Source organism: Kitasatospora sp. NPDC093806, from assembly GCF_040683335.1.
GTDB lineage: Bacteria > Actinomycetota > Actinomycetes > Streptomycetales > Streptomycetaceae > Kitasatospora.
In genome coordinates this window covers 1-25450 of record NZ_JBFBDO010000052.1, presented here as the reverse complement: position 1 = coordinate 25450, position 25450 = coordinate 1, and the positions used below count along the sequence as shown (strand labels likewise).

Below are 25450 nucleotides of genomic sequence, written 5' to 3'. Positions count from 1 at the left end.
ACCACCTCGCAAGAAAGAGTGAACCCGCCATCATGGCCAACGAGTTGAACCACATCATCGTCCACTGCCACGACCGCCGGCAGACCGCCGCCTTCCTCGCCGAGCTGATGGACGCCCCCGCCCCGGTCGACTGGGCCCGCTTCACCCAGGTCACCACCGCCAACGGCGTCGGCATCGACTTCGCCGACGACCTCGTCCCCGCCGAGGCCGTCAACCTCAGCCACCTCGCCTTCCTCGTCACCGACGAGGAGTTCGACGCCGTCCTCGACAAGCTGCGCGAGCGCGAACTCCCCTACTGGGGCGACCCGGCGATGAGCCGCGCGGGCGAGATCAACCACGACTACGACGGCCGCGGCCTCTACCTCCTCGACCCGGGCGCCACCGTCTCCATCGAGTTCATCACCACCCCGTACGGCGAGACCCCCGAACCCCGCACCACCATGCCGTCCGCGGCCTGACCCGCCCCGGCCGTGCGGCGCCCGGGCCCGCTCGGCCCGGGCGCCGCACGGGCACCGGGGCCTCGGCTTCCCGATCTGCGACTGCCTGCCCGCCGACCTCGGTGGCCTCCGGCGGGCACGGCCTGGACCGAGGCCGGGGTCGCTCGGCACGCCAGTGCGGGGCATCGTCGACAGCGAACACGGACGCCGGAGCCATGGCGGTGGTCCCGGTGCGGCGCTGCCCGGCACGGGCCTGCCGCGGCGGGGTGTCAGGTGCCGGTGGTGGGGAGGAGCAGGAGGTGTTCGGGGTCGAAGGGCATCCAGGTCGAAGCCTCGCCGCGGCCCATGGCCTTGACGCGGCACCAGGTCCGACTGTCGCCGCTCGGGTGCCACCAGGCGTTGATCCGGCCCACGGCCCAGCTTCCGTCCGCGCGGTTGATCTGGACCGGCCGGTAGGTCGGTTCCACCTCGGCCTCGGGCGGCTCCCAGTCGGGCGCGGCGGCCGTGCGGGGCACTCGGGCCGATGTCTGTGGACGCGGATCGTCGGTCACTTCTCCTCCTGTCGCGCGGGCTGCCGGTCAATGACTCTACAGTCTTGTAGAAGTTGACGGGAGGGAACACCCGATCAGCCCGGACCGCGCGCGAAGGCCCGTGACACCCGTGCGGTGCGGGTGTCACGGGCCTTCGTGGGGTCAGCGGGTGCCGGTCGTCGGAGCCGGGCCGACCAGTTCCTTGAGTACGTCCTCCATGGTGACCAGGCCGATCGCGGTGCCGTCGGCGGCGGTCGCGGCGGCGAGGTGGGTGCCGGAGCGGCGCATCGCGGTCAGCACGTCGTCGAGCGGCGTCGCCGCGGGCACCCGGGCGATCGGCCGGAGCGTGCCGGCCGGGAACGGCTGGTCGCGGGTGCCGTCGTGGTCGAGGGCGTCCTTGATGTGCAGGTAGCCGGCGACCGCCCGGTCCGGGCCCAGGACGGGGAAGCGGGAGAAGCCGGTGCGGGCGGCGAGCTGCTCCAACTGGCCGGGGGTGGTGTCGGCGTCGGCGAAGACGACCTGCTCGCGCGGGGTGACGACCTCGGAGACCGGGCGGGTGCCCAGCTCCAGCGCGTCGTGCAGCAGCTCGGTGTCGCGCGCGCTGAGCAGCTCCGCGTCGGAGGAGTCCTTGACCATGCGGGCGAGTTCGTCCTCGGTGAAGACGGAGGCGACCTCGTCCTTGGGATCGACCTTCAGCGACCGCAGGATCCGGTTGGCGAAGCCGTTGATCGAGAAGACGACCGGCCGCATCGCCTGGCAGGTGGCCACCAGCGGCGGCACCAGCAGCATCGCGGCCCGATCGGGCGCGGCGAGGGCGATGTTCTTGGGGATCATCTCCCCGAGCAGCATGTGCAGGTAGGTCGCCGCCGCCAGCGCGATGACGAAGGCGATCGGGTGGATCAGGCCCTCGGGCACGCCGAGGCCGTGGAAGGGCGGCTCCAGCAGGTGGGCGATGGCCGGCTCGGCGACCATGCCGAGGACCAGCGAGGAGACCGTGATGCCGAGCTGGGCGGTGGCCAGCATGGCGGAGACGTGCTCCAGGCCCCAGATGACGGTCCGGGCGCGGCGGTCGCCGGCCTCGGCGCGCGGCTCGATCTGGCTGCGCCGCACCGAGATCAGGGCGAACTCGCCGCCGACGAAGAAGGCGTTGGCCACGATCGTGAGCAGGCCGATGATCAGTTGGACGGCGGTCATCGGTTCTCCTCCCGGCCCTCGGCCCGGTGCTCGTCGTCCCCGGAGTCCCCGCCGTGCTCGGCGGGTGGTTCGGGTGCGGTGATCCGCACCCGCTCGGCGACGTGGTGCGCGACGGCGCGGACGTCCAGCGTCCAGCCGCCGACCTCGACGGTGTCGCCGGGCGTCGGGATCCGGCCGAGCCGTTCGGCGATCAGGCCGGCCAGGGTCTCGTACGGCCCCTCGGGGACGGGCATGCCGAGGGCTTCGAGCTCGTCGGTGCGGGTGATGCCGTCGGCGTCCCAGAGGCGGCGGCCGTCCTCGGCGGTGCCGAGGTCGACCAGGTCGGGGGTCTCGGTCGGGTCGTGCTCGTCGCGGACCTCGCCGACGACCTCCTCGACGATGTCCTCCAGGGTGACGATGCCGGCGGTGCCGCCGTACTCGTCGATGACCACCGCGAGGGTCTCCTCGCCGCGCATCCGGTCGAGCAGGCGGTCGACGGTGAGGGTCTCGGGGACCAGCATCGGCTCGGTCATGAACGCCGACACCGGGCGGGTCGCGCGCTGCTCGACGGGGACGGCGAGGGCGTCCTTGATGTGGACGGTGCCGACCACCTGGTCGAGGCTGTCGCGGTAGACCGGAAAGCGGGACAGGCCGGTGGCCCGGGTGAGGTCGGCGACGTCGGCCGCGCTGGCGTGCTCCGCCAGGGCCTGGACGTCCACCCGCGGCTTCATCACGTTCTCCGCCGTCAGCTCGCGCAGGTTCAGCGAGCGGATGAACAGCTCGGCGGTGTCCGGCTCCATCGCGCCCTCGCGGGCGGAGTGCCGGGCGAGTGCGACGAGCTCCTGGGGAGTGCGGGCCGAGGCGAGGTGCTCGGCGGGCTCCATGCCGAGCTTCCGCACGACGCGGTTGGCGGTGTTGTTCAGGTGGCCGATGAACGGCGAGAACGCGGCCGAGAACCAGTACTGCGGCCCGGCCACCACCTTCGCCACCGCCAGCGGCCGGGAGATCGCCCAGTTCTTGGGCACGAGCTCGCCGGCGACCATCAGCACGACGGTCGACAGCAGGATGCCGAGGACCAGTGAGACCGTCTCGGCGGCGGCCTCGGGCAGGCCGACGGCCTCCAGCGGACCGCGCAGCAGCGCGGCCACCGAGGGCTGGGCGATCATGCCGATCACCAGGCTGGTGATGGTGATGCCCAGCTGGGCGCCGGAGAGCTGGAAGGTCAGCCGTTCGACCGCCTTCAGCGCGGTGGCGGCGCCGCGCTCGTCGGCCTCGACGGCCTGTTCCACGGCGGCGCGCTCGACGGTGGTCAGCGAGAACTCGGCGGCGACGAACAGCGCGCAGGCCGCTGTCAGGAGCAGGGCGAGGATCAGCAGGAGCACTTCGGTCACCGGGTCACCCCCGCCCCGGCTGGCGCGTGCGACGGGCGGGGAACGACACGGTGGGGACTGGGAGGCTCGTCCATCGCGGGGTCCGCGACTCCTTCGTGGCAGAGGGTGATCGGTTCGACAAGAGTGTAAAGGAATGGCAAATCAGTGCAGCGTAAGGCCCGGGTCGCCCGATCGCGGGTGGCCCGGGCCGGCGGCCGGTCGACCCGGCCCTCCGGTCACGCCGTCCGGCGGCGACGGAAGATCGCCCGGACCGCGAACACGATCGCGACGACGAGTCCGATCGCGAACAGCACGATCAGCAGGATGACGACGATCACGGCGAGGCCGAGCTTCTTGAAGAAGCCGCCCTTCTTCTTGTCGTCCTTCTTGTCGCCGGCCATGAGGACGGAGCCCTGAGCGGTGCGGGAGTCCGCCGAGCGCGCGTGGACCGTCGCCGCGCTGGCCGCCCGGGCGGGGGAAGCTTGCGCGGCCGTCGTGACGGTGTGCGCGGCCGCGGGAACGGCCTCGGCGGTGGCCGGCGAGCCCAGCAGGAACCCTGCGGCCACGAGGGCGGGCACAACCTTCGCGAACATGCGCGACTTCACTGTTTCTCCTGGTGTCTTCGGTGCTACGTGCAAGGTGTCTGTCGATGGGGCGGCGAGGTGTCTGCCGACACCTCGTCGTCCGACCCGGCCGGTCAGTCGCGCCCGCCACCCGGGCTGTTGACAGCCGGGTTCGCCTGACCGCGCAGGAACGGGATCACGCCGCGGTCCAGCAGGGCGGCCAGCCAGGCCTCGCGAGCGCGCTCGGTCTCCGTGCCCACGCGGTCGGCGGGCTGGTCCGCCGGCGTGGCGGCGGCTCGCCTGCGCGATGCCATGACGACGAGCCCGCACAGGCCGAACAGCAGGCTGAGCCCCGCGACGACGGCGGCCACTCCGGCGGCGGACGTCAGGAAGTCCCCGAGGCCGGGCTGGGCCTCCGTCATGTCGAGGACGACGCCCAGCAGGAAGAGGACGGCCGCGGTGGAACCGGCGAGGACCGGAATGAGGGTCGCCAGGACGCCCACGACGCCGGCCGCCCGCTCCTGGGCGGGGGCCGGCTCCGGCCGTCCGGCGGCAGGCCGCCCGGGCGACGAACGGGCCTCGGCGTACCGCTCGAACTCCGGGTTCGCGGTGGCGGTGATCTCGGCCATCGCATCACGGGCGAGTACCCGGAGGTGCTCGTGGCCGGGGGCCGCGGCTCCGGCCCCGCGCAGCGCGGACCGGACGCCGGGGTCGGCGAGTGCCCGGTTCAGGACGTGCTCGAAGTCGGCCCGGTCCTGCTGCTGGTACGGGTCTCCTGGCGATTGGTCCATCTGGTTCCCCCGAGGTGCGTGATCGGCCGCCGGCCGGACCGACCTGCTCCGCCGACCTTGCCAGCGGGAATCTACAGGACTGTAGAGGATGGGGTGAATCCGCGGCTGTCCTGCGGCGATTCGAATGGTTCGGCCGGATCCGCCATGGCCGGCGTCCTCCCCGGGATTGACGTCACGTCCGGCCCGGCCGGCCGGCGACGCCGGAGGGAGGGGTCGTCATGTCCGAGAACCCGGCAGATCATGAACCCGCAGCTGCTGTACGCCTTCGAGCCCGGGCCGCTCTCCGAGTCCATCGCCGACGTCTTCGCCTCCCTCGTCAAGCAGCACGCGCTCGGCCGGGGCGTCGACCGGGCCGACTGGCTCCTCGGCCTCGGGATGATCGCCCCGGGCATCAAGGCCGAGGCCCCGCGCTCGCTCGCCGCACCCGGCACCGCCTACGAGGACGACAACCTCGGCAAGGATCCCCAGCTCACCGCCACCGCCATCGGCGGCCGCGCCCGGGAGCAGGCCGGACGGATCCGGTACGACGGCGCCACCGGCGGCAAGCCCACCGACGAGGCCACCTTCGCCGAGTTCGCCAAGCTGACCGCGACCGTCGCGAGGGACCGCTACGGCACCGGGACCGAGCCGGACGCCGTCACCACGGCCCGGAAGACCGTCGGCGTCCTCTGACTTCCCCGCCCCGCCGCACCCGTGCGGCGGGGCGACGGCCTTTCTCTTCCTCGTTGGCCTTCGCGCTGGGCGTTGCCGGCCGCCTTCGGCACCGATGGTCGGACCGGGCGGAATGTCGCGCATGGTCGGCAGCTCTGTGCGAGCTTGCTCTCCGGGTGGCCCGATGCGGTGGTGGGGTTCGATGCGACGGTGACGATCACCGAGATCCAGCAGGCGGTGCCTGGCGATCGGTAGCGGTGGTGGCGCGGTGGTGGAGGAGGGTGATGGTGCGGGGGGCGGGGGCGGCGGAAGGGATGTCAGGGTTCGGTGGTCATCGAGCGGATGCCGGTGCTGAAGGTGGCGGTGACCGCGGCGATGGTGACGACCAGGGCGAAGGCCAGCATCGCGGTGGTGCCGGAGAAGTGGTCCAGCAGCAGGCCGGCCAGGGCGGGGGCGAGGGCGGCCGCGGAGGTGGCGGCCAGGATGATGACGCTGAAGACGCGGCCCTGGAGGTGGTCGGGGGTGATGGCCGCCTGGTAGCCGAAGAGGGCCGCGTTGGCGGTGGGGCCGAGGAAGACGGCGGCGGCCAGCGGGACGGCGGCCAGGATGCTGGTGGACCACAGGGCGCTGGCGGCCATCAGGGCGGCGGTGGCCCAGCTGAGTACCAGGATCAGGGTGGGCAGGCGCAGCCGGCGCTGGAGGGCGGGGGCGGCGAAGGCGCCGAGCAGGCCGCCGACGGCGAAGATCGTGCTCGCCAGGCCGACCAGGTAGGAGGAGGTGCCGGAGCGCTGGAGCGCGACGATGATCGCGAAGAGCATGCCGGTGAACGCCAGGTTGAGCGGGGCGGCGATCAGCAGCAGGGCGCGCAGGAAGGGGTTGGCGAGGACGAAGCGGAAGCCGCTGAGGCCGTCGGCCGGGCCGTCGCCGGCGGAGTCGGCGTCCTTCTTGCGGGGTTCCTGCATCGGTTCGCGGATGGCCAGCAGGGCGACCAGCGAGAGCAGGTAGCTGACCGCGTTGCCGAGGAACGGCAGCGCCCGGCCGAGCCCGAACAGCAGGCCGCCGAGCGGCGGTCCGGCCAGCTGGGTGCCGTAGGAGCGGGCCTCGTTGCGGGCGACGGCGTCGGAGAGCTGCCCGGGGCGGACCAGGTTGCGGACGGCCGCGTGTTCGGCGGTGCTGAACACGGCGTTGGCGGCGGCGCCGAGGACGACCAGCACCAGCACCATCGCCAGATCGGCGACGTCGGCGAGCACGGCGGCGCCGAGCGCGGCGTACGCGGCGAGTCGCAGGACGTCGCAGATCACCATCAGCCGCCGCCGGTCGTAGCGGTCGGCGAGGACGCCGGCGGGCAGCCGGCAGACCATGCCGGCGACCAGGCCGGTGGTGCCGACCAGGCCGGCCTTGGTCGGCGACCCGGTCAGCTGGAGCACCAGCAGCGGCAGGGCCAGGTTGGCCATGGCGCTGCCGAGGTCGGAGAGGCACTGGCTGGTCCAGAGCAGGTTGAACGCCCGGTTGCGCCAGAGGTTGGGGGACGGGGTGGCGGAGGTGGAGGCGGCGGGAAGGGTCACCGGGGCCACCAGGAGCCGAGGGCCGGGCGCAGGTCGTCGAACCACTCGGCGGCCGGGTCGTGGTGGGCGAAGAACTGACGGCCCACCTGGCTCGCGTCCCGGGCCTGGAGCAGCCGTAGGGAGAACACCTCGGTGCCGGCGATCTCCGTGACGGCGTCCACGAGCACCTTGCCGGGGGTGGCCGACATCACCGGGCCGCGGGCGGTGCGGGCCAGGCCGGAGACGGAGCGGACGGAGTCGGTGTAGATCCGTAGCGCCCGGGCCAGCGGGACGCCGAAGTAGTTGCGGGCGCCGGTGTCGCGTTCGACGAACATGTAGTAGGGCACCACGCCGAGTTCGACCAGCCGCTGCCACATCGCGGACCAGTCCTCGGCCCGGTCGTTGACGTGCGCGATGACCGGCGCCTGGGCGCGGATCACCGCGCCGGTGGACCGGATCCGGCGGATCGCCTCGGCGACGGCGGGGTGTTCGAGTTCGCGGACGTGCGAGAAGTGCGCCATCACCGCGACGTGCCGGCCGCCGGTCACGATCCGGTCGAACAGCCGGAGCAGCTCGTCGGCGTCCTGGTCGGTGGTGAAGCGGGCAGGCCAGTAGGACAGCGCCTTGGTGCCGAAGCGGATCGTGCGCACCCGCTCCAGCTCCGGGGCGAGCAGCGGGGTGACCCAGCGGTCCAGTACGGCGGTGCTCATGATCATCGGGTCGCCGCCGGTGAACAGCACGTCGGTGACCGCGGGTCTGGCGGCCAGGTAGGAGGCCACCCGGGAGACGTCGGAGGCGGACTGCCGCAGGTCGGTGTTGCCGACGAACTGGGACCAGCGGAAGCAGTAGCCGCAGTAGGAGTGGCAGGTCTGCCCCTGGGAGGGGAAGACCAGGACCGTCTCGGCGTACTTGTGCTGGACGCCGGTCAGCGGGGTGCCCTCGTGCACCGGCACGTTGGCGTCCGTCTGGGCGCCCGGGTTGGGGTTGAGCAGGGTGTGGGCGGCCTGGGCGGCCTTGCGGATCACCGCCGGGGCGGCGGCGGACAGGTGCAGCGCCGACAGGGTCTCGAAGACGTCCGGCGGCAGCATGTCCCGGTGCGGGAAGGTGAGCCGGAAGATCGGGTCGTCGGGGACGGCGGACCAGTCGATCAGCTCGTCCACCACGTACTGGTTGACCTTGAACGGCAGGACCGAGGAGACCACCCGCAGGTCGTGCAGGTACTCCGGGGGCATGCCCCGCTCGGCGGCCAGCCGCTCCAGCCGTTCGTGCGAATAGACCTTCATCAGGTACCTCCGTAGCCTCCGTGACGCCCGGGCGGGCGTGCGTGGGCCCGGGGCCGCCGCGGCGAGGCGGCGACCCCGGGTGCGGAACCGGGCGCGGAACCGGGTGCGGAACCGGGTCGGGCGGGGGTCAGGCCTGCTCGGCCGCGGCCATCCGCAGGCGCAGGCTCAGCGGGCGCATGTCCGTCCACACCTCGTCGATGTGGGCCAGGCAGGCGCTCTTGAGGCCCTCGAAGCCGGTGGCGGTCCAGCCGGCCGGCAGCTCGCGGCCGGTGGCCCAGATCGAGTACTGCTCCTCGTGGTTCGTCACGACCAGGTAGACGGTGGTGTCGTCGTCGGTGTCGGTCATCTCGGTGGACCCTTCTCTCGGATGGGATGGATGGACGGATGAACGGGCGGTGGACGGATGGACGGGTTCGCTCGGGCGGGCGGTTCAGAGCCGGACGGGGAGCGCGCGGAGGCTGCGGTTCAGCAGCGAGGGCTGCCAGCCGACCGCGGGCTCGGCCAGGGCGAGCTTCGGCGAGGCGGCCAGCAGGTCGGTGAGCGCCGCCCCGGCGACCAGGCGGGCCAGCGGCGCGCCCAGGCAGAAGTGCTCGCCGTGGCCGAAGCCGAGGTGCGGGTTGGGGGAGCGGCGCAGGTCCAGGTCATCGGGGCGGTCGAAGGCGGCCGGGTCCCGGTTGGCGGCCGCGGTGACCAGGTAGAGCCGGTCGCCGGACCGCAGGGTGCGCCCGCCGAGGGTGAAGTCGGCCGCGATGTGGCGCACCGACAGCTTGGACGGGCCGTCGAAGCGCAGCAGTTCCTCGACGGCGCCGCGGGCCACCTCGGGGTCGGCGCGCAGCAGTTCGAGCTGCTCGGGGTGGCGCAGCAGGTTCCACACGCCGACCGCGATCAGGTTGCTGGTGGTCTCGCCGCCGGCGAAGGCGATGTGGGTGAGCATGGCGACGAACTCGTCCTCGCCGACCTCCTCGCCCACCAGCCCGCCGGCCAGGGCGGCGCTGATCAGGTCGGCCCCGGGCTCCTCGCGGCGCCGGCGGACCAGGTGGCGCAGGTAGCCGAAGAGGTCGAGCAGGGCCCGGTGCGAGGCCTCGGTCTCCTCCGGCGACTGCACGGTGCCGAGGGCGAGGTCGCCGACCAGCAGCGCCCAGCGCTGGAAGTCCGCGGTGTCCTCCGCCGGCACGCCCATCCAGGCGGCCGCGACGGTGGCGGGCAGCGGGCGGGCGAAGTCGGCCACCAGGTCGGTGACCGGGCCGCCGGCCGCGGCTCCGGCGGTCAGCCGGGTCACCGCCTCCTGCACCATCGGGCGGTTGCGCCGGATCTGCCCGGGGCCGAAGGCGCCCCGGAAGACGCCGCGCAGCCGGCGGTGCTCGGGCTCGTCGACGAAGACCATCCAGCCGGCCATGATCTTGAAGGCGCGGGCGGCCTCCGGGCCGAGCAGGTGCAGCGGCGTCTGGGCCAGCACCGGGCCGATCCGGTCGGCGGACACCGCGGGCTCGGCGAAGCAGGCGGCGACCTCCTGGTAACCGGTCACCAGCCAGGCGCGGTTGGCCGGGCTCCAGTGCACGGGCGCGGCCTCGCGCAGCCGGGCGAGCGGCGGGTACGGGTCGGCGACGAACGCGTCGTCCAGCAGGTAGGGGTCGAAGGCGTGGTCGGTGGCGGTCATGCCGGGTGCTCCATCAGGTCGGCGGCGATGGCGGCGACGGCGGCCACGTCCGGGTCGGTGACCATGCTCCGGTGGGTGCCGGGCAGGCGGTGGACGGTCAGCGCGCCGGGAAACATCTCCCGGCAGCGCCGCTCGTACGCGGGGTAGTCCGCGCCCGCGACCACCGAGCGGCGGTCCGGGGCGGCGTCCGTGGACTCGGCGCTGACCAGGAGGTGTACCGGGCCCGGGTACGGCGCGGGGCGGTAGCCGGCGGCGGCGCGCAGCAGGGCCGTCCACATCGCCACCGGCCAGTCGGCGCCCAGGCCGGCCTCGGTCGCGTTGACGCCGGCGGCCAGCAGGGTCGCCACCAGTTCCCGCTCCTGGCTGAGCCGGGCCGGGGTGCCGGGGGAGAGCCGGCGGACCGCCTCGCGCAGGGCGACCGCGCGGTCCAGCAGGTCGAGCGCCTCGGTGACGGCGAACATCCCGTCGGCGTCGGGCACGGCGGGCTCCAGCAGCAGCAGTTCGACCCGCTCGCCCGCCGCGGTGAGCCGGATGGCCATCTCCTGGGCGATGTTGCCGCCCATCGACCAGCCGAGCAGCGTGTACGGGCCCTGCGGCCGGTGCGTCCGCAGCTGCCGGACGTAGTCCTCGGCCAGGCCGGCCATGGTGTCGGCGTCGGTGCCGCCGTCGATGCCCCGGGCCTGGAGGCCGATCACCGGCCGGCCGGGCGGCAGCGCCCTGGCCAGCGGGAGGTACCAGGCGACGCTGCCGCCGCTGGGGTGCACGCAGTACAGCGGGTCGCCGGTGCCCTCGCGGAGCACGACCAGGACCTCGCCCGCCCGGCGGACCGGGGTGTCCGCCGCGTCCGCCGACGCCCGGGCGGTGACGGCGGCGGCCAGCGCGGCCACGGTCGGGTTCTCCAGCAGGTCCGCCACCCCGACCGGGAGGCCGAGGTCGCAGGCCCGGGCGGCGACCCGGACGATGGCCAGCGAGTTGCCGCCGAGGTCGAAGAAGTCGTCGTGCACCCCGACCCGGTCCAGCCGCAGGGTCTCGGCCCAGAGCTTGGCCAGTGTGGTCTCGGCCTCGGTGCGCGGCGCCACGTACGGCTGCTCCGATTCGACCAGGCCGTCCGGCGCGGGCAGGGCCGCCCGGTCGGTCTTGCCGTTCGGGGTGACCGGCAGTGCGGCCAGCGGGACGAGCGCCGTCGGCACCAGGTAGGCGGGGAGGCGGTCGCGCAGCCAGCGGCGCAGCTCGGCGGCGCCGGGCAGGGCGGCGCCGGCCGCCGGGACGAGGTAGCCCACCAGGACGGCCTCGCCCGGCCGGTCGGTGCGGGCGAGGACGGCGGCGGCCCCCACGGCGGGGTGCGCGACCAGCACGGCCTCGATCTCGCCGGGTTCGATCCTGCGGCCCCGGATCTTCACCTGGCCGTCCAGCCGACCGCCGAACTCCAGCTCGCCGTCGGCTCGCAGCCGCCCCCGGTCGCCGGTGCGGTAGAGCCGGCGGCCGTGGCCGGCCGGGTCGGGGACGAAACGTTCCGCCGTGAGCCCGGGCTGGCCGACGTAGCCGAGGGCCAGGCAGTCGCCGCCGACCACGATCTCCCCGGACATCCCGGCCGGGACGGGGCGCAGTTCCTCGTCGACGACCAGGACGGTGGTGCGGGCCAGCGGCCGGCCGATCGGGACGGCGACCGCGTCGGCGGCGACGGCCCGCACCTCGTGCCGGGTGACGATGAAGGTGCACTCCACCGGGCCGTAGCCGTTGAGCAGGCGCAGGTCGGGCCGGCGGGCCAGCAGCTCGCGCAGGTGGGCCGGGGAGGCGGCCTCGCCGCCGATGATCAGCCGGCGCAGGCCGGCCAGCGCGTCCGGCTGCTGGTCGACGACCAGGTTGAACAGCGAGGTGGTGAGGAACGCGGTGGTGACGCGGTGCCGGCGCAGCGAGTCGGCGATGCCGGCCGGGGTGAGCGGCCCGGCCGGGTGGAGCGCGCAGGTGCCGCCGGTCAGCAGCGGGCCGAGCAGCTCGAAGATCGCCGCGTCCCAGTTGAAGCTGCTCAGGTGCAGGACCGTCTCGTGCTCGTCCGGGCGGAGGAAGTCCTGGTCGAGCAGGGAGTCGACGATCGCCCGGTGCGGCAGCGCGATGCCCTTGGGGCGGCCGGTGGAGCCGGAGGTGTAGAGCACGCAGGCCGCGCCGTCGGCGTCGGGCAGCGGGAGGGCGCCCTCGGCGGTGGACTCGGCGGAATCGGCCTCGGCGGCGGAATCGGCGGAGTCCTCGACGGTGAGGTCGAGCACGGTGGTGACCCGGGCGGGCACCGCCGCGCGCCGGTCGGGCTGGACCAGGACCAGGTCGGCGCCGGTGTCGGTGACCATCCGGTCCAGTCGCTGCGCCGGGTCGGCCGGGTCCAGCGGCAGGTACGCGGCACCGGACGCGAGGATCCCGAGCAGCCCGGCCACCAGCTCGGCGGAGCGCTCCGCGCACAGCCCGACCACCCGGCCCGGTCCGGCGCCGTGCCGGCGCAGCCGCCGGGCGATCCGCTCGGCCCGCGCCCGCAGTTCGCCGTAGCTGACGGTGCGGCCGTCGGCGGTGGCCAGCGCCACCCGGTCGGGGTGCGCGGCCGCCCGTTCCGCGAAGACCGCCACCACGCTGCGGTCGTCCCGGGGCCCGTCGGCCGCCCGGGCCGGGGTCTCGGCGGGGAGCGCGAGCGCCGGGGCCGCCTCCGGGTCGGCGACCATCGCGGCGAGCAGCGCGCAGTACGCGTCGGCGAGCCGCTCCACCTCCGCCCGGGACATCCGGCCGGCGTCGGCCTCGAAGGAGACGCCCGCCGGACCGGTGGTGACCATCAGCCCGAAGTTGGTCCGGGCGATCTCCTCGATGTCCTCCTTGTGCTCGCTGTCCAGGCCGTGGAAGTGCACGTAGTTGAAGGCGGTGTCGACCAGCACCTCCCCGGCCCACCGGCCGCTCTGCAGCTCGGCCAGCGGGAACCGGCGGTGCGGGATCACCTCCTGCTCGGCGGCGAAGACGTCCCGCAGCAGGCCGAGCCAGCTGGTCGCGGCGGAGCGGGCGCCGAACGGCACCACGTTGAGGAACACCCCGCGCATGCCGTCCGCCCCGGCCCGTTCGGGGCGGCCGTTGGTGGCCATCCCGGTCGAGTAGGCCTCGCCCTCGGCGAGCCGGCGCATCAGCCGCAGGTGGGCGGTGAACAGCACCGTCTTCCGGGGCACCCCGGCCCGGGCGGCGAGCGCGTCCAGCCCGGCCGTCAGGTGGCCGTAGGAGCGCAGCGCCTCGTGGGTGCCCTTGTCGGCGAGCTCACCCCCGGTGGCGCGCGGCAGGCGCACCGGCGGGAAGGACTCCACCATGGCGTCCCAGAACGCCCGGGCGGCGGGGTCGGCGACGGCGGCCCGTTCCAGCGCCACGTACTCGGCGAAGGCGGGCACCGGCGGTCCGTCCGGCTCCGGCTCCGACTCCGGTGCGGGGGCCGCGCCGGTGACGGCCCGGCGGTGCCGCTCGACCAGCTCGGCGATCAGCGAGGTCAGGCTCCAGCCGTCCAGCACGGCGTGGCAGTCGGTGATGGTCAGCCGGTACTCGGCCGCGTTCAGCACGTGCACGTGCAGCCGGATCAGCGGCGGCACCGCCAGCTCGAACCAGCGGCCCGCCTCGGTGTGCAGGTAGCCGCGCACCCGCTCGGCGGCGGCCGTCTCGTCCAGGCCCCGCAGATCCTCCACCCCGACCGGCAACTCGGCCGAGGGGTGGACGAGTTGCAGCGGTTCGTCGTAGCCGGCCCAGTCGAAGCCGGTGCGCAGGATCTCGTACCGGCGGACGATCGCCCGGGCGGCCGCGCGCATCGCCGCCGCGTCGAAGCCGGCCGGCTCCTGGATCCGGAAGCTGGTGACGTTGTGGTAGGTGTTCTTGCCGGCGTCGGCGAGCAGTTCGTAGAGCATGCCCTGCTGCATCCGGGTCAGCGGGTAGGCGTCCGCGAGCCCGGCGGGCAGCCGCTCGCGGTCCGCCGCCGACAGCAGGGCGAACGGCTCCACCGGGCCGGCCGGGGATGCGGGGGTGGCGCTCGGCCCGGCCGCCTCGTCCACGGCGCGGGCCAGTTCGGCCAGTTCCTGGTGGGCGAAGACGGTGCGCAGCGGCACGGTCAGCCCGCGCTGCTCCGCCAGGCCCACCACCCGCAGCGCCAGGATGGAGTCCCCGCCGAGCTCGAAGAAGCGGTCGGTGGCGCCGACCCGCGCCACGCCGAGCGCCGCGCCCCACACCTCGGCGAGCGCCCGTTCGGTCGGGGTGGCCGGCGGGACGTGGGCGCGCACGCTGTCCAGCCCGGTGCCGTCGGCGGCCGGCAGCGCCTTGCGGTCGATCTTGCCGTTGGCGGTCAGCGGCATCGCCGCCAGCACCGTGAACGAGGCGGGCACCATCGGCTCGGGCAGCCGCTCCAGCAGCCGGCGGCGCAGCTCCTCCCGGTCAAGCGGGCCGGCGGGGACGAGGTAGGCGTGCAGCCGGTACTCGCCGCTGCGGGTGCCCCGGGCCAGGACGGCGGCCTGCGCGACGGCGGGGTGGCCGAGCAGCGCGGCCTCCACCTCGCCGAGTTCGATCCGGTGGCCGCGGATCTTCACCTGGTCGTCGGCCCGGCCCCGGTACTCCAGGCTGCCGTCGGGAAGCTGCCGGGCCCGGTCGCCGGTGCGGTAGAGCCGGGCTCCCGGCACGGCGGCGAACGGGTCGGGGACGAAGCGTTCGGCGGTCAGCCCCGGCCGGTTGAGATAGCCGCGGGCCGGGCCGGCGCCGCCCACGTACAGCTCGCCGACCACCCCGGGCGGGACCGGCCGCAGGTGCCGGTCCAGGACGTGCGCGGTCAGGTCGCCCAGGGCCCGGCCGATCGGGGAGAGCGCCGGGCCCGTCAGGTCGGCCGGGGTGACGGTGTGGTGGGTGACGTGCACCGTGGTCTCGGTGATGCCGTACATGTTGACCAGCCGGACCCCGGCGCCCGGGCCGGCCGGCCAGCCGTCCAGCTCGGGCAGGTCGAGCTTCTCCCCGCCGAGCACCACCGTCCGCACGCCCAGCGCGGCGAGCGGCCGGCCGGCCAGGGCGGCGCGCAGGTTGCGGAACGCGCCGGGGGTCTGGCTGAGCACGGAGACCCGCTCGGCCTCGACCAGGGCGGCGAACCGGCCCGGGTCCCGGGCGGTGTCCCGGTCGACCAGCACCACGCTGCCGCCCCGGGCCAGCGCGCCCCACAGCTCCCAGACCGAGAAGTCGAAGGCGTAGGAGTGGAACAGGCTCCACACCCCGCCCGGGGCCAGCTCCAGTGCCTCCTCGCAGGAGTCCAGCAGCCGGACCACCTGCCGGTGCGGGACGCAGACGCCCTTGGGCCGGCCGGTGGAGCCGGAGGTGTGGATGATGTACGCCAGCGCGTCGGGGTCGCCGAGCGGCGCCGGGTCGGCCGCCGGCTCGGCGGCCAGTGCCGGGTCGTCCAGCCGCACGTGCGCGCCGACGGCGGCCGGGACCTTGTCGCCGAGGCCCGGCGAGACCACCGCCAGGGTGACGCCCGCGTCCGCCGCCACGAAGGCCAGGCGCTCGCGCGGGTGCTCCGGGTCCAGCGGCAGGTAGCCGCCGCCGGCCTTGAGGATGCCGAGGATCCCGACCGCGAGATCGGCGTCGCGCGCCACGCAGAGCCCGACCACCGTCTCCGGGCCGACCCCGGCCGCGCGCAGCCGGTGGGCGAGCCGGTTGGCCCGCTCGTTCAGCGTCCGGTAGTCCAGCCGCTCGCCCCCGGCGACCACCGCGAGGGCGTCCGGACGGGCGGCCGCGTGCCGTTCGAAGCGCCGGTGCAGCAGGTCCTCGCTCGGGTACGAGCACTCCGGGGCGGTCCAGGCGGCCAGTTGCCGCCGCTCGGCCTCCGGCAGCAGCTCCAGCGCCGACAGCGGGGTGTCCGGGTGCGCGAGCGCCTGCTCCAGCAGCCGGGTGTACTGCCCGGCCCAGCGCCGCACCGTCCCGGGGCCCCACAGGTCCGCCCGGTGGAAGAAGGCGGCGACGACGCCCTCGGGCCGGCGGGCGGCCTGCAGCACCAGGTCGAACTTGACCGCGTCCAGCTCCAGGTCGTAGCGGGCGCCGGTGAGTCCGGCCAGCCGGACCGGGCGGTCGTCGGCCTCCTCGTCCAGGCTGAACATGGCCTGGAACAGCGGGGTGCGGTGCAGGTCCCGCTCCGGGGCGAGCTCGTCGACGATCCGCTCGAACGGCACGTCCTGGTCCTCGTACGCGCCGAGCGCGTCCGCCCGGACCCGGTCCAGCACCTCGCCGAAGGACGGGTCCCCGGCCAGATCGGCCCGCAGCACCAGGGTGTTGACGAAGAAGCCGATCAGCGGCTCCACCTCGGGGCGGCCGCGCCCGGCGACCGGCGTGCCGATCGCGAAGTCGCCCTGGCCGCTCCAGCGGGACAGCAGCACCTCGAACCCGGCCAGCAGGGTCATGAACAGCGTCGCGCCGTGCCGGCGGCCGAGCCGCTCCAGGCCGGCCACCAGCTCCGGCGGCAGGGCGAACTCGGTCACCGCTCCCGCGGTGGAGCGCCCGGCCGGGCGGGCCCGGTCGGTGGGCAGCTCCAGCGGCGGCACCGCCGCCAGCCGGCGGCGCCAGTGCTCCGGCCCCGCCGGGCGCGGGGTGCGGCGCTGCCAGGCGGCGAAGTCGGCGTAGCGGACCGGGAGTCCGGGCAGCTCCCGGCCGGCGTAGCAGGCCTCCAGCTCGCGCACCAGGACGCCGACCGACCAGCCGTCGGCGGCGATGTGGTGCAGCGCCACCAGCACCACGTGCTCCTCCGCGGCCGCCTCGGCGACCCGCCAGCCGGTGACCCGCAGGACCGGGCCGGTGGCCAGGTCGAAGGGCTCGTCGGCGGCCTGCCGGACGGCCCGGGCGAGCTCCGCGGCCGGCAGGTCCCCGCGCCAGTCGACGCCGGGCCAGCCGGGGTCCACCTGCTGGCGGACGGTGCCGTCGGTCACGGTGAACCGGGTGCGCAGCGGCTCGTGCCGGGCCACCACCCGGTCGAAGGCGGCGGCCAGCCGGTCGCGGTCCAGCGGCCCGGTCAGCCGCCAGGCCACCGGGATGGTGTACGCCGGTCCGGGGCCCTCCAGGCGGTCCAGGAACACCAGCCGCTCCTGCCCGAACGACACCGCGAGGTCCGTGTCGCCGGTGACCGGGGTGAGCGCGTCCGCGTCCGGGCCGGGCCCGGCCAGGCCGGCCAGCCGTCGGCGGAGCAGTTCCCGCTGGACGGGGGAGAGGTCGTTCATCAGTGCTCCTCCAGCTTCCGGGCGAGTCCGGCGATGGTCCGGGCCTCGAAGAAGGCGCGGAGGGTGACCGTGGCGTCGAGTCGGGACCGCAGGCGGGAGATCACCCGCATGGCGGTCAGGGAGTGGCCGCCGAGGTCGAAGAAGTCGTCCTCGACGCCGATGTCCGGCCGGTGGAGCAGTTCGGCCCACACCTCGGCGAGGGCCCGCTCGGTGGCGGTGCGCGGGGCGACGTGCGCGGCCGCGCCGCCGGGGGCGGCCGGTTCCGGGAGGGCGGCCCGGTCCACCTTGCCGTTGCCGAGCAGCGGCAGGGCGTTCAGCACCACCAGGGCGGCGGGGACCATCGCGTAGGGCAGCACGGTCTCCAGGTGGGTGCGCAGCCCGGCGACCGTCAGCGGCGCGCCCGGCACCCGCTGGGCGTAGCCGGTGAGCCGCCAGCCGTTCGGGCCGTCGGGGCGGGCGACCACGGCCGCCGCGCCGACGCCGGGGTGCGCGGCCAGCGCGGCCTCCACCTCGGCGGGCTCGATCCGCACGCCGCGCACCTTGACCTGCCGGTCGAGCCGGCCGGCGAACTCCAGGGTGCCGTCGGCCAGTCGGCGGCCGCGGTCGCCGGTGCGGTACAGCCGGGCGCCGGGCGGCCCGAACGGGTCGGGGACGAAGGCGGCGGCGGTCAGGCCGGGCCGCCCGTGGTAGCCCCGGGTGAGCCCGGCGCCGCCGATGTACAGCTCGCCGAACACGCCGGTCGGCACCGGCCGCAGCGCGGCGTCCAGCACCTGGACGGCGGTGCCCGGCATCGGGCGGCCGATGGAGCCGGGGCGGACCGGCAGCGCGGGGTCGAGGTCCTCGACGGTGGTGGTCAGGGTGCACTCGGTCGGGCCGTAGTGGTTGACCACCCGGCGCAGTCCGGGCAGCGCGCGGTGCAGCCGGGCCAGCAGCTCCGGGGTGCGGGCCTCGCCGCTGAGCACCAGCAGCCGCAGCGCCGGCAGCCGTTCGGCGGTGAACTCGCCGCCGTCGATCAGCTGGTGCAGCAGCGAGGGCACCATGCTGAGCACGGCGGTCGGGGCGGGGGTGCCCGGGTGGGCGAGGTCCTCCGCCAGGCCGGACAGGTCGGACTGGCCGGCCAGCAGCACGGTCGCGCCGACGGTGAGCGGGCCGACGCAGTCGCGCAGGAAGGCGTCGAAGGAGGGCGAGGCCCGTTGCAGGACGACGTCCGCGCGGGTCAGCCGGTAGTGGGCGAGCACGGTGTCCAGGTAGTCGGTGACGGTGTCGAAGGCGGCCGACACGCCCTTGGGCGCGCCGGTGGAGCCGGAGGTGTAGACGAGGTAGGCGAGCCCGTCCGGCGCCGGGGCGGTGTCGGGCGCGGTGTCCGGACGGAGCCTCAGCGCCGGGTCGGCCAGGGTGGTCTCGTCGATCACCAGCCGCAGCCCCGCGTCCTCGGCGATCCGGGCGGTCCGGGCCTCGGGCAGGTCGGGGTCGAGCGCGACGTACGCGCCGCCGGCCTTCCAGACCCCGAGGACGGCGGCCACGGTGTCGGCGCCCCGGCGCAGCCGCAGCCCGATCCGGTCCTCCGGGCCGGCGCCGAGGGCGAGCAGGTGGTGGGCGAGCCGGTTGGCCCGCCGGTCGAGTTCGGCGTAGCCGAGCCGGACGCCGCCGTCGAGCACGGCCGGGGCTTCCGGGGTGTCCCGGACGTGGTCGGCGATCCGCTCCAGCAGCGGGCGGGCCGGGGCGGTCCGGGCCGGGGCGGCCGGCTGCGGCGGGACCGGCAGCAGCGCGCCGATCCGCGCGGTCGGGGTGGCGACGGCCTCCCGCAGGATCGCGGTGTACGCCTCGGCCATCCGGCCGACGGCGGCGGCGTCGAGGATGTCGGTCGTGAAGTCGAGGGCGCCGGCCAGCCCGTCGGGGCCGTGCACCAGCTCCAGGGTGAGGTCGAGCTTGGCCGCGCCCCGGTCGACCGGGACGGCGGTGCCGGTGACGGGGCCGAGCCGCAGGGTGTCGAGGTTCCAGTCGTTGAAGCTGAACATGGCCTGGAACAGCGGGGTGCGGTTGAGCTCCCGCTCCGGGTGCAGCTCCTCCACCAGCCGGCCGAACGGGACGTCCTGGTGCTCGTACGCGCCGAGGGCGTCGGTGCGGACCCGGTCGAGCAGCTCGGTGAAGCCCGGGTCGCCGGTGAGGTCGGCCCGCAGGACCAGGGTGTCGAGGAAGAAGCCCACCACGTCCCGGACTTCGGGGCGGCCCCGGCCGGCGACCGGGGTGCCGACGCCGAAGTCGGCCTGCCCGCTCCAGCGTCCGAGCAGCACCTGGTAGGCGGCCAGAAGGGTCATGAACAGGGTCGCGCCGTGCGCCCGGCCGAGCTCCTCCAGCCGGGCCGTCAGCTCGGGGCCGACGGTGAAGGCGACCGAGTCGCCGGCGCCGGTGCGCACCGCCGGCCGCGGCCGGTCGGTGGGCAGCTCCAGGGTCGGCAGGCCGGCCAGCCGCTCCCGCCAGTGGGCGAGCTCCGCGGCCGGTCCGTCGCCGCCCAGTCGCTCGCGCTGCCAGCGCGCGAAGTCGGCGTAGCGGACCGGGAGTTCGGGCAGCGCCGCGCCGTCGTGGCAGGCCTGCAGGTCACGGACCAGCAGCCCGGCCGACCAGCCGTCCGCGACGGTGTGGTGCAGCGCCAGCAGCAGCACGTGCTCGGCCGCGCCGATCCGCCAGAGCACGGCCCGGAACAGCGGCCCGCCGACCACGTCGAACGGCACCCGGGCCTCCTCGCGCAGCGCCCGCTCGGCCTCGGCGGCGGAGCCGGCCGCCCGGACGTCCAGCCCGGCCCAGCCGGGGCGGATGTCCTGCGTCAGCACGCCGTCGGCCAGCGCGAACCGGGTGCGCAGCACCTCGTGCCGGGCCACCAGGGCGTCCAGCGCGGCGGCCAGCCGGGCCTCGTCCAGCGGACCGGTCAGCCGCCAGGCCACCGGGATCGTGTACGCGACGCCGGCCTCCTCCAGGCGGTCCAGGAACACCAGCCGCTCCTGCCCGAAGGAGGCGGGCAGCCCGGTGTCGCCGGTGCCGCGCCGGATCGGTCCGTCCGCGGCCGGGCCGCTGCCGGCGTCGTCGAGCAGTTTGGCCAGCCCCGAGATGGTGCGGGCGGTGAAGAGGTCACGGAAGGTCAGCTGCCGGCCGGTCCGTTCGGCGACCGCGCCGACCACCCTGATGGCCAGCAGCGAGTGCCCGCCGAGATCGAAGAAGTCGTCCTCCGCGCCCGGCTCGTCGACACCCAGCACCTCCGACCAGACGGCGGCCAGCTCCCGCTCCAGCCCGGCGGCCGGACGGCGCCCGCGCCCGGCCGGGGTGTGCACCGGCGCGGGGAGGGCGGCCCGGTCCACCTTGCCGTTGCGGGTGAGCGGCAGTTCGTCGAGCACCACCACGGCGGACGGCACCAGGTAGGCGGGCAGCCGCTCGGCGAGGAAGCCGGCCAGCCCGTCCAGCGCGGCGCGGTCGCCGACCGCGTAGGCGACCAGGGCGAGCGCGCCGCTGCGGTCCGGCCGGGCCACCACCACGGTGTCCCGCACCGCCGGGTGACGGCGCACCGCGCCCTCGACCTCGCCCGGCTCGACCCGGAAGCCGCGCACCTTGACCTGGCCGTCGGCCCGGCCGACGAACTCCAGCCGGCCCCGGGCGTCCCAGCGCACCAGGTCGCCGGTGCGGTAGACCCGGGCGCCGGGCGGGCCGAACGGATCCGGCAGGAAGCGCTCGGCGGTGCGGCCCGGCGCGCCCGCGTACCCCCGGGCCAGACCGGCGCCGCCGAGCAGCAGCTCGCCGACCACCCCGACCGGGACCGGCCGCAGCCGCTCGTCCACCACGTACGCGGTGGTGTTGTCCACCGGCCGGCCGATCGGCACCCCGGCGGCGCCGCGGTCACGGCCGTCCACCAGGTGCCAGGTGCCGAAGGTGGTCGACTCGGCCGGGCCGTACATGTGCAGCAGCCGGTCCGGGCCGCCCGCCTCGGCGAGCAGCGCGCCCACCGCCAGCGGGTCGGCCGCCTCGCCGCCGAACAGCACCGTCCGCAGCGCGGCCAGCGCCCGCGGGCGCTCCCGGACGACCTGGTTGAACAGCGCGGTGGTGAGGAACAGCGTGGTGACCCGGTGCCGCTCCAGGTGCCCGGCCAGCGCGTCCGGCGACAGCACCACGTCCGGCGGGGTGACCACCAGGGCCGCCCCGGCCACCAGCGTGGCCCACACCTCGAAGGTCGCCGCGTCGAACACCGGGCTGGCCGCGAGTGCCACCCGGTCCTCCGGTCCGAGCGCGAGGTGGCTGCCCGCGCGGACGGTGCGCACCAGCGCCCGGTGGCTGATCGCCACGCCCTTGGGCCGCCCGGTGGAGCCGGAGGTGTAGACCAGGAAGGCGAGGTGGTCCGGGCCGACGGCCACTTCCGGCGCGGTGTCGGGGAGCCGGTCGATCGTGGCCGCCTCACGGGCCAGGTCGACCACCCGGCAGCCCAGCGCCGGGCGCCCGGCGTCGCCGATCAGCAGCCGGGCACCGCTCTCCGCGAGCAGGTGGCGGCTGCGCTCCGCCGGCTGGTCGGCGTCCAGCGGCAGGTAGGCGGCGCCGGCCTTGAGCACCGCGAGCTGCGCGGCCACCAGCTCGGCGCCGCGCGGCAGGCTGACGGCCACCACGGTCTCCGGGCCGGCGCCGAGTGAGATCAGGTGGTGGGCGAGCCGGTTGGCCCGCGCGTCCAGGTCGGCGTACGTCCAGACGACCGGGCCGTCCACCAGGGCCGGGCGTTCGCCCTGGGCGGCGGCCCGGTCGGCGACCAGCCGGTGCAGCGGGAGCGGCTCGATCGGGGGCCGGGGGGCGGTGCCCGCCGCCACCAGCCGGGCCGCCTCCGCCGGGTCCAGCAGGTCCCAGTCGCCGAGCCGCCCGTCCGGCCGCTCGGCGATCGCCAGCAGCAGCCGGCCGAAGCCGGCGGCGAGCCGCTCGACCGTGGCGGCGTCGAAGAGGTCCGTCGCGTACTCGAACAGGCCGGTGCAGCCGCCGTCGGCCGCCCGGTCCACGAACAGAGTCAGGTCGAACTTGGCGGTCCGCCAGCCGAGCGGGAGCTCCTCGGCGGCGAGCCCGGGCAGCCGCAGCGCGGCGGTGGCGTCGCGCAGCGCGAACATGGTCTGGAACACCGGGTTGCGGCTCAGGTCGCGGTCCGGCCGCAGCTCCTCCACCACCCGCTCGAACGGCACGTCCTGGTGGTCGTACGCGCCGAGGACGGCCTCCCGGACCCGGCCGAGCAGCTCGTCGAGGGTGGGGTCGCCGGCCAGGTCGGCCCGCACCGCGAGGGTGTTGGCGAAGAAGCCGACCACGTGCTCCAGTTCGGCGTGCGCCCGTCCGGCGGCCGCCGTGCCGACGGCGAAGTCCCGCTGCCCGCTCCACCGGCCCAGCAGCACCTGGAACACCGCCAGCAGCAGGGTGTGCAGGGTGGTGGAGCCGTCCCGGGCGAGCTGTTCCAGGGTGCGCAGCGCCTCCTGGGGGAGCGCGAACCGCAGGGTGGCGCCGTCGGTGCCCAGGACCGCCGGGCGGGGCCGGTCGGTGGGCAGCTCCAGCACCGGGACGCCGGTCAGGGTCGCGCGCCACCAGGCCAGCCGGTCGGCCAGCCGGGCCGGGGTGAGCTCGGCGCGCTGGTGGCGGGCGAAGTCCGCGTAGCGCACCGGCGGCAGCGGCGGGGTGCCGCCCGCGTACAGTTCGCCCAGCTCGCGGGCGATGACGCCGAGCGACCAGCCGTCGGCGACCAGGTGGTGCAGCACCAGCAGCAGGACGTCTTGCCCGGGGAGCCGGAACAGCACGGCCCGCCAGGCCGGGCCGGCGGCGAGGTCGAAGGGCCGGCGCAGCTCGGCGGCGGCGAGCTCCTCGTCCCACTCCCCGGCCTCGGCGAGGCGCAGGTCCACCACCGGCTCGGGGCCGATCACGGGCGGCCGGTCCCCGCCGGGGAAGCGGGTGCGCAGGGCGTCGTGCCGGGCCGCCAGCCGCTCCAGCGAGCCGCGCAGCAGCGTCGGGTCGAGCCGGCCGGCCACCCGCCAGGCGATCGGGATGACGTAGCCGGGGCTGTCGGGGTGCAGCTCGTGCAGGAACAGCAGCCGCTCCTGACCGGACGAGGCGACCACCGGCTCGTCGTCGCCGCCCCGGGTGAGCGCCGGGCGGGCGGGGCCGGTGCCCGCGCCGGCGCCGGTGCCGGCACGTTCGAGTGCGGCGGCCAGCCCGGCGACGGTCGGCGCCTCGAACAGGTCGCGCAGCGCGACATCGGCGCCCAGCTCCTCGCGCAGCCGGGCGATCAGCCGCACCGCCAGCATGGACTGGCCGCCGAGTGCGAAGAAGTCGTCGTCGGCGCCGATCCGGTCCACGCTGAACAGCGCCGCCCACACCGCCGCCAGCCGCTCCTGCAGCCCCGGCGCCGGCGCCCGGTACGGGATGGCCAGCTCGGGCCGGTCCGGGGCGGGCAGAGCACGGCGGTCGAGCTTGCCGTTGGGCGTCAGCGGCAGCGCGTCCAGCAGCACGAAGGCGGACGGCACCATGTAGCCGGGCAGCCGGGCGGCCAGGCCCTCGCGCAGGTCGCCGACGTCCAGGCCGTCGCCGACCGCGTACGCGACGATCCGCTGCTCGGCCGCCGAACCGGCGGCCACCACCACGGCCGTGCGCACCCCCGGCAGCTCGTGCAGGACGGCCTGGATCTCGCCCAGCTCGACCCGGTTGCCGCCGAGCTTCAGCTGGTCGTCGGCCCGGCCCAGGAACTCGGCCACGCCCGGCCGGTGCCAGGCCGCCAGGTCGCCGCTGCGGTACATCCGGCCCCCGGGCTCGCCGTACGGGTCGGGCAGGAAGCGCTCCGCGGTCAGGCCCGGCTGCCCCAGGTAGCCGCGGGCGAGCTGGACGCCGGACAGGAACAGCTCACCGGTGCCGTCGTCGGGGACCTGACGCAGCTGCGGGTCGAGGATGTGCATCCGGCTGTTGTCGACGGCCGCGCCGATCGGCACCGACCGGCCCGGCCACTCGGGCCGGCACTGCCAGGCGCTGACCTCGATGGTCGTCTCGGTCGGCCCGTACAGGTTGTGCAGCTCGATGTGCGGCAGCAGGCGCAGCACCCGGTTCTGCAGGTCGGTCGGCAGCTCCTCGCCACTGGTCAGCACCCGGCGCAGGCCCAGGCAGTCCGCCACCCCGCGCTCGCCGGCGAACAGGCCGAGCATGGTGGGGATGAAGTGCACGGTGGTGATCCCGCGGCGCTGGATCAGCTCGACCAGGTAGCTCCCGTCCCGGTGCCCGCCCGGCCGGGCGATCACCAGCCGGGCCCCGACGGTCAGCGGCCAGAACAGCTCCCACACCGAGACGTCGAAGGCGTACGGGGTCTTCTGCAGGACCCGCTCGTCGGGCGTCATCCCGTACTCGTGCTGGCCCCAGCGCAGCCGGTTGCACACGCTCAGGTGCTCGACCACCACGCCCTTGGGCTTGCCGGTGGAACCGGAGGTGAACATCACGTAGGCGGGGTTGCGCCCGTCGACCGGCACGCCGCACGGGCCGTCCGCCGCCCCGGCGGTGTCGTCGGTGACGCCGTCGAGGAGCACCTCGGGAAGCTCCGTGCCGAGGTCGAGCGCCGGGTCCAGGCCGGGCCCGCGGACCAGGGCCACCGGCGCGGTCCGGTCGACCATCGAGGCGAGCCGGTCGGCCGGCAGCTCCAGGTCCAGCGGCAGGTACGCCGCACCGCTCTTGAGGATCCCCAGCAGCGCCACCACCAGCTCCGGGGAGCGCTGTGCCCCGACCGCGACCACCCGCTCCGGCCCGGCGCCGAGCGCGCGCAGCCGGTGGGCCAGCCGGTTCGCCCGGCGGTCCAGTTCCCGGTAGGACACCTCCACGCCCTCGAACTCCAGGGCGACCGCGTCGGGACTGCGCCGGGCCTGCGCCTCGACCAGTCCGTGCACCGTGCTCGTCATCGCTGCTCCCCCTTCGGTGCCTCGGTCTTCAGCGCCTCGGCCACGTCCTCGCCGCTCATCGCGGCGATCTCCCGGATCAGTTGCTCCTCGACGGCGGTGGCGAAGCGCGCCACCGTCGGGCGTTCGAACAGGGCGCGCACGCCGATGTCGCAGCCGAACGCGGTGCGCATCCGAATGGCGACCCGGGTGGCGAGGAGGGAGTGGCCGCCGAGGTCGAAGAAGTTGTCGTGGATGCCGATCCGGTCGAGCTGGAGGACTTCCTGCCAGACCTGCGCGATG

The 25450-nt window shown here is 75.6% G+C and carries 14 protein-coding genes; 2 read left to right on the top strand and 12 right to left on the bottom strand.

What is annotated here, in order from left to right:
- The first annotated feature begins 32 nt into the window (after positions 1–32).
- The gene (locus tag AB0N76_RS23420) at positions 33–458 is read left to right on the top strand and encodes a VOC family protein (protein WP_363559902.1); all 426 of its coding nucleotides are present in this window, start codon (positions 33–35) and stop codon (positions 456–458) included.
- Positions 459–706: 248 nt separating this feature from the next.
- Here AB0N76_RS23420 and AB0N76_RS23415 read toward each other — a convergent pair whose 3' ends face one another.
- The 5 genes from AB0N76_RS23415 to AB0N76_RS23395 all read right to left on the bottom strand — a co-directional run bounded on the left by AB0N76_RS23415 (position 707) and on the right by AB0N76_RS23395 (position 4864).
- Positions 707–952: a hypothetical protein gene (locus tag AB0N76_RS23415; RefSeq protein ID WP_363559900.1), complete on the bottom strand. Its 246-nt coding sequence runs from the start codon at positions 950–952 to the stop codon at positions 707–709.
- Between the two features lie 177 nt (positions 953–1129).
- Positions 1130–2161: a hemolysin family protein gene (locus AB0N76_RS23410; RefSeq protein ID WP_363559898.1), complete on the bottom strand. Its 1032-nt coding sequence runs from the start codon at positions 2159–2161 to the stop codon at positions 1130–1132.
- Positions 2158–3531 (bottom strand): hemolysin family protein, encoded by a 1374-nt coding sequence (locus AB0N76_RS23405; RefSeq protein WP_363559896.1) that lies wholly within the window; start codon positions 3529–3531, stop codon positions 2158–2160. The genes AB0N76_RS23410 and AB0N76_RS23405 overlap by 4 nt, the downstream gene beginning before the upstream one ends.
- 215 nt (positions 3532–3746) lie before the next feature.
- Positions 3747–4103, bottom strand: a complete 357-nt coding sequence (locus tag AB0N76_RS23400) for a hypothetical protein (protein WP_363559894.1) — start codon at positions 4101–4103, stop codon at positions 3747–3749.
- Between the two features lie 104 nt (positions 4104–4207).
- Entirely contained in the window at positions 4208–4864 is a 657-nt protein-coding gene (locus AB0N76_RS23395; RefSeq protein ID WP_363559892.1) for a hypothetical protein, read from the bottom strand.
- Positions 4865–5104: 240 nt separating this feature from the next.
- On the opposite strand from AB0N76_RS23395, the gene AB0N76_RS23390 reads away from it, so the two are divergent.
- The gene (locus AB0N76_RS23390) at positions 5105–5536 is read left to right on the top strand and encodes a M4 family metallopeptidase (protein ID WP_363559890.1); all 432 of its coding nucleotides are present in this window, start codon (positions 5105–5107) and stop codon (positions 5534–5536) included.
- 296 nt (positions 5537–5832) lie between these two features.
- Here the strand turns inward: AB0N76_RS23390 and AB0N76_RS23385 are convergent, their stop codons facing one another.
- The 7 genes from AB0N76_RS23385 to AB0N76_RS23355 all read right to left on the bottom strand — a co-directional run.
- Positions 5833–7080: an MFS transporter gene (locus AB0N76_RS23385; RefSeq protein WP_363559888.1), complete on the bottom strand. Its 1248-nt coding sequence runs from the start codon at positions 7078–7080 to the stop codon at positions 5833–5835.
- Complete coding sequence (locus tag AB0N76_RS23380; protein ID WP_363559886.1) at positions 7077–8342, bottom strand: lysine 2,3-aminomutase; 1266 nt, start codon at positions 8340–8342, stop codon at positions 7077–7079. Before AB0N76_RS23380 ends, AB0N76_RS23385 begins: the two co-directional genes overlap by 4 nt.
- A 127-nt stretch (positions 8343–8469) precedes the next feature.
- Positions 8470–8688: an MbtH family NRPS accessory protein gene (locus tag AB0N76_RS23375; protein WP_363559884.1), complete on the bottom strand. Its 219-nt coding sequence runs from the start codon at positions 8686–8688 to the stop codon at positions 8470–8472.
- Between the two features lie 84 nt (positions 8689–8772).
- The gene (locus AB0N76_RS23370) at positions 8773–9999 is read right to left on the bottom strand and encodes a cytochrome P450 (RefSeq protein WP_363559882.1); all 1227 of its coding nucleotides are present in this window, start codon (positions 9997–9999) and stop codon (positions 8773–8775) included.
- Positions 9996–17240 (bottom strand): amino acid adenylation domain-containing protein, encoded by a 7245-nt coding sequence (locus tag AB0N76_RS23365; protein WP_363559880.1) that lies wholly within the window; start codon positions 17238–17240, stop codon positions 9996–9998. Before AB0N76_RS23365 ends, AB0N76_RS23370 begins: the two co-directional genes overlap by 4 nt.
- The gene (locus tag AB0N76_RS23360) at positions 17240–25171 is read right to left on the bottom strand and encodes an amino acid adenylation domain-containing protein (protein WP_363559878.1); all 7932 of its coding nucleotides are present in this window, start codon (positions 25169–25171) and stop codon (positions 17240–17242) included. Before AB0N76_RS23360 ends, AB0N76_RS23365 begins: the two co-directional genes overlap by 1 nt.
- The coding region (locus AB0N76_RS23355) for a phosphopantetheine-binding protein (protein WP_363559876.1) at positions 25168–25450 on the bottom strand (283 nt) is incomplete at its 5' end. The genes AB0N76_RS23355 and AB0N76_RS23360, both read right to left, overlap by 4 nt.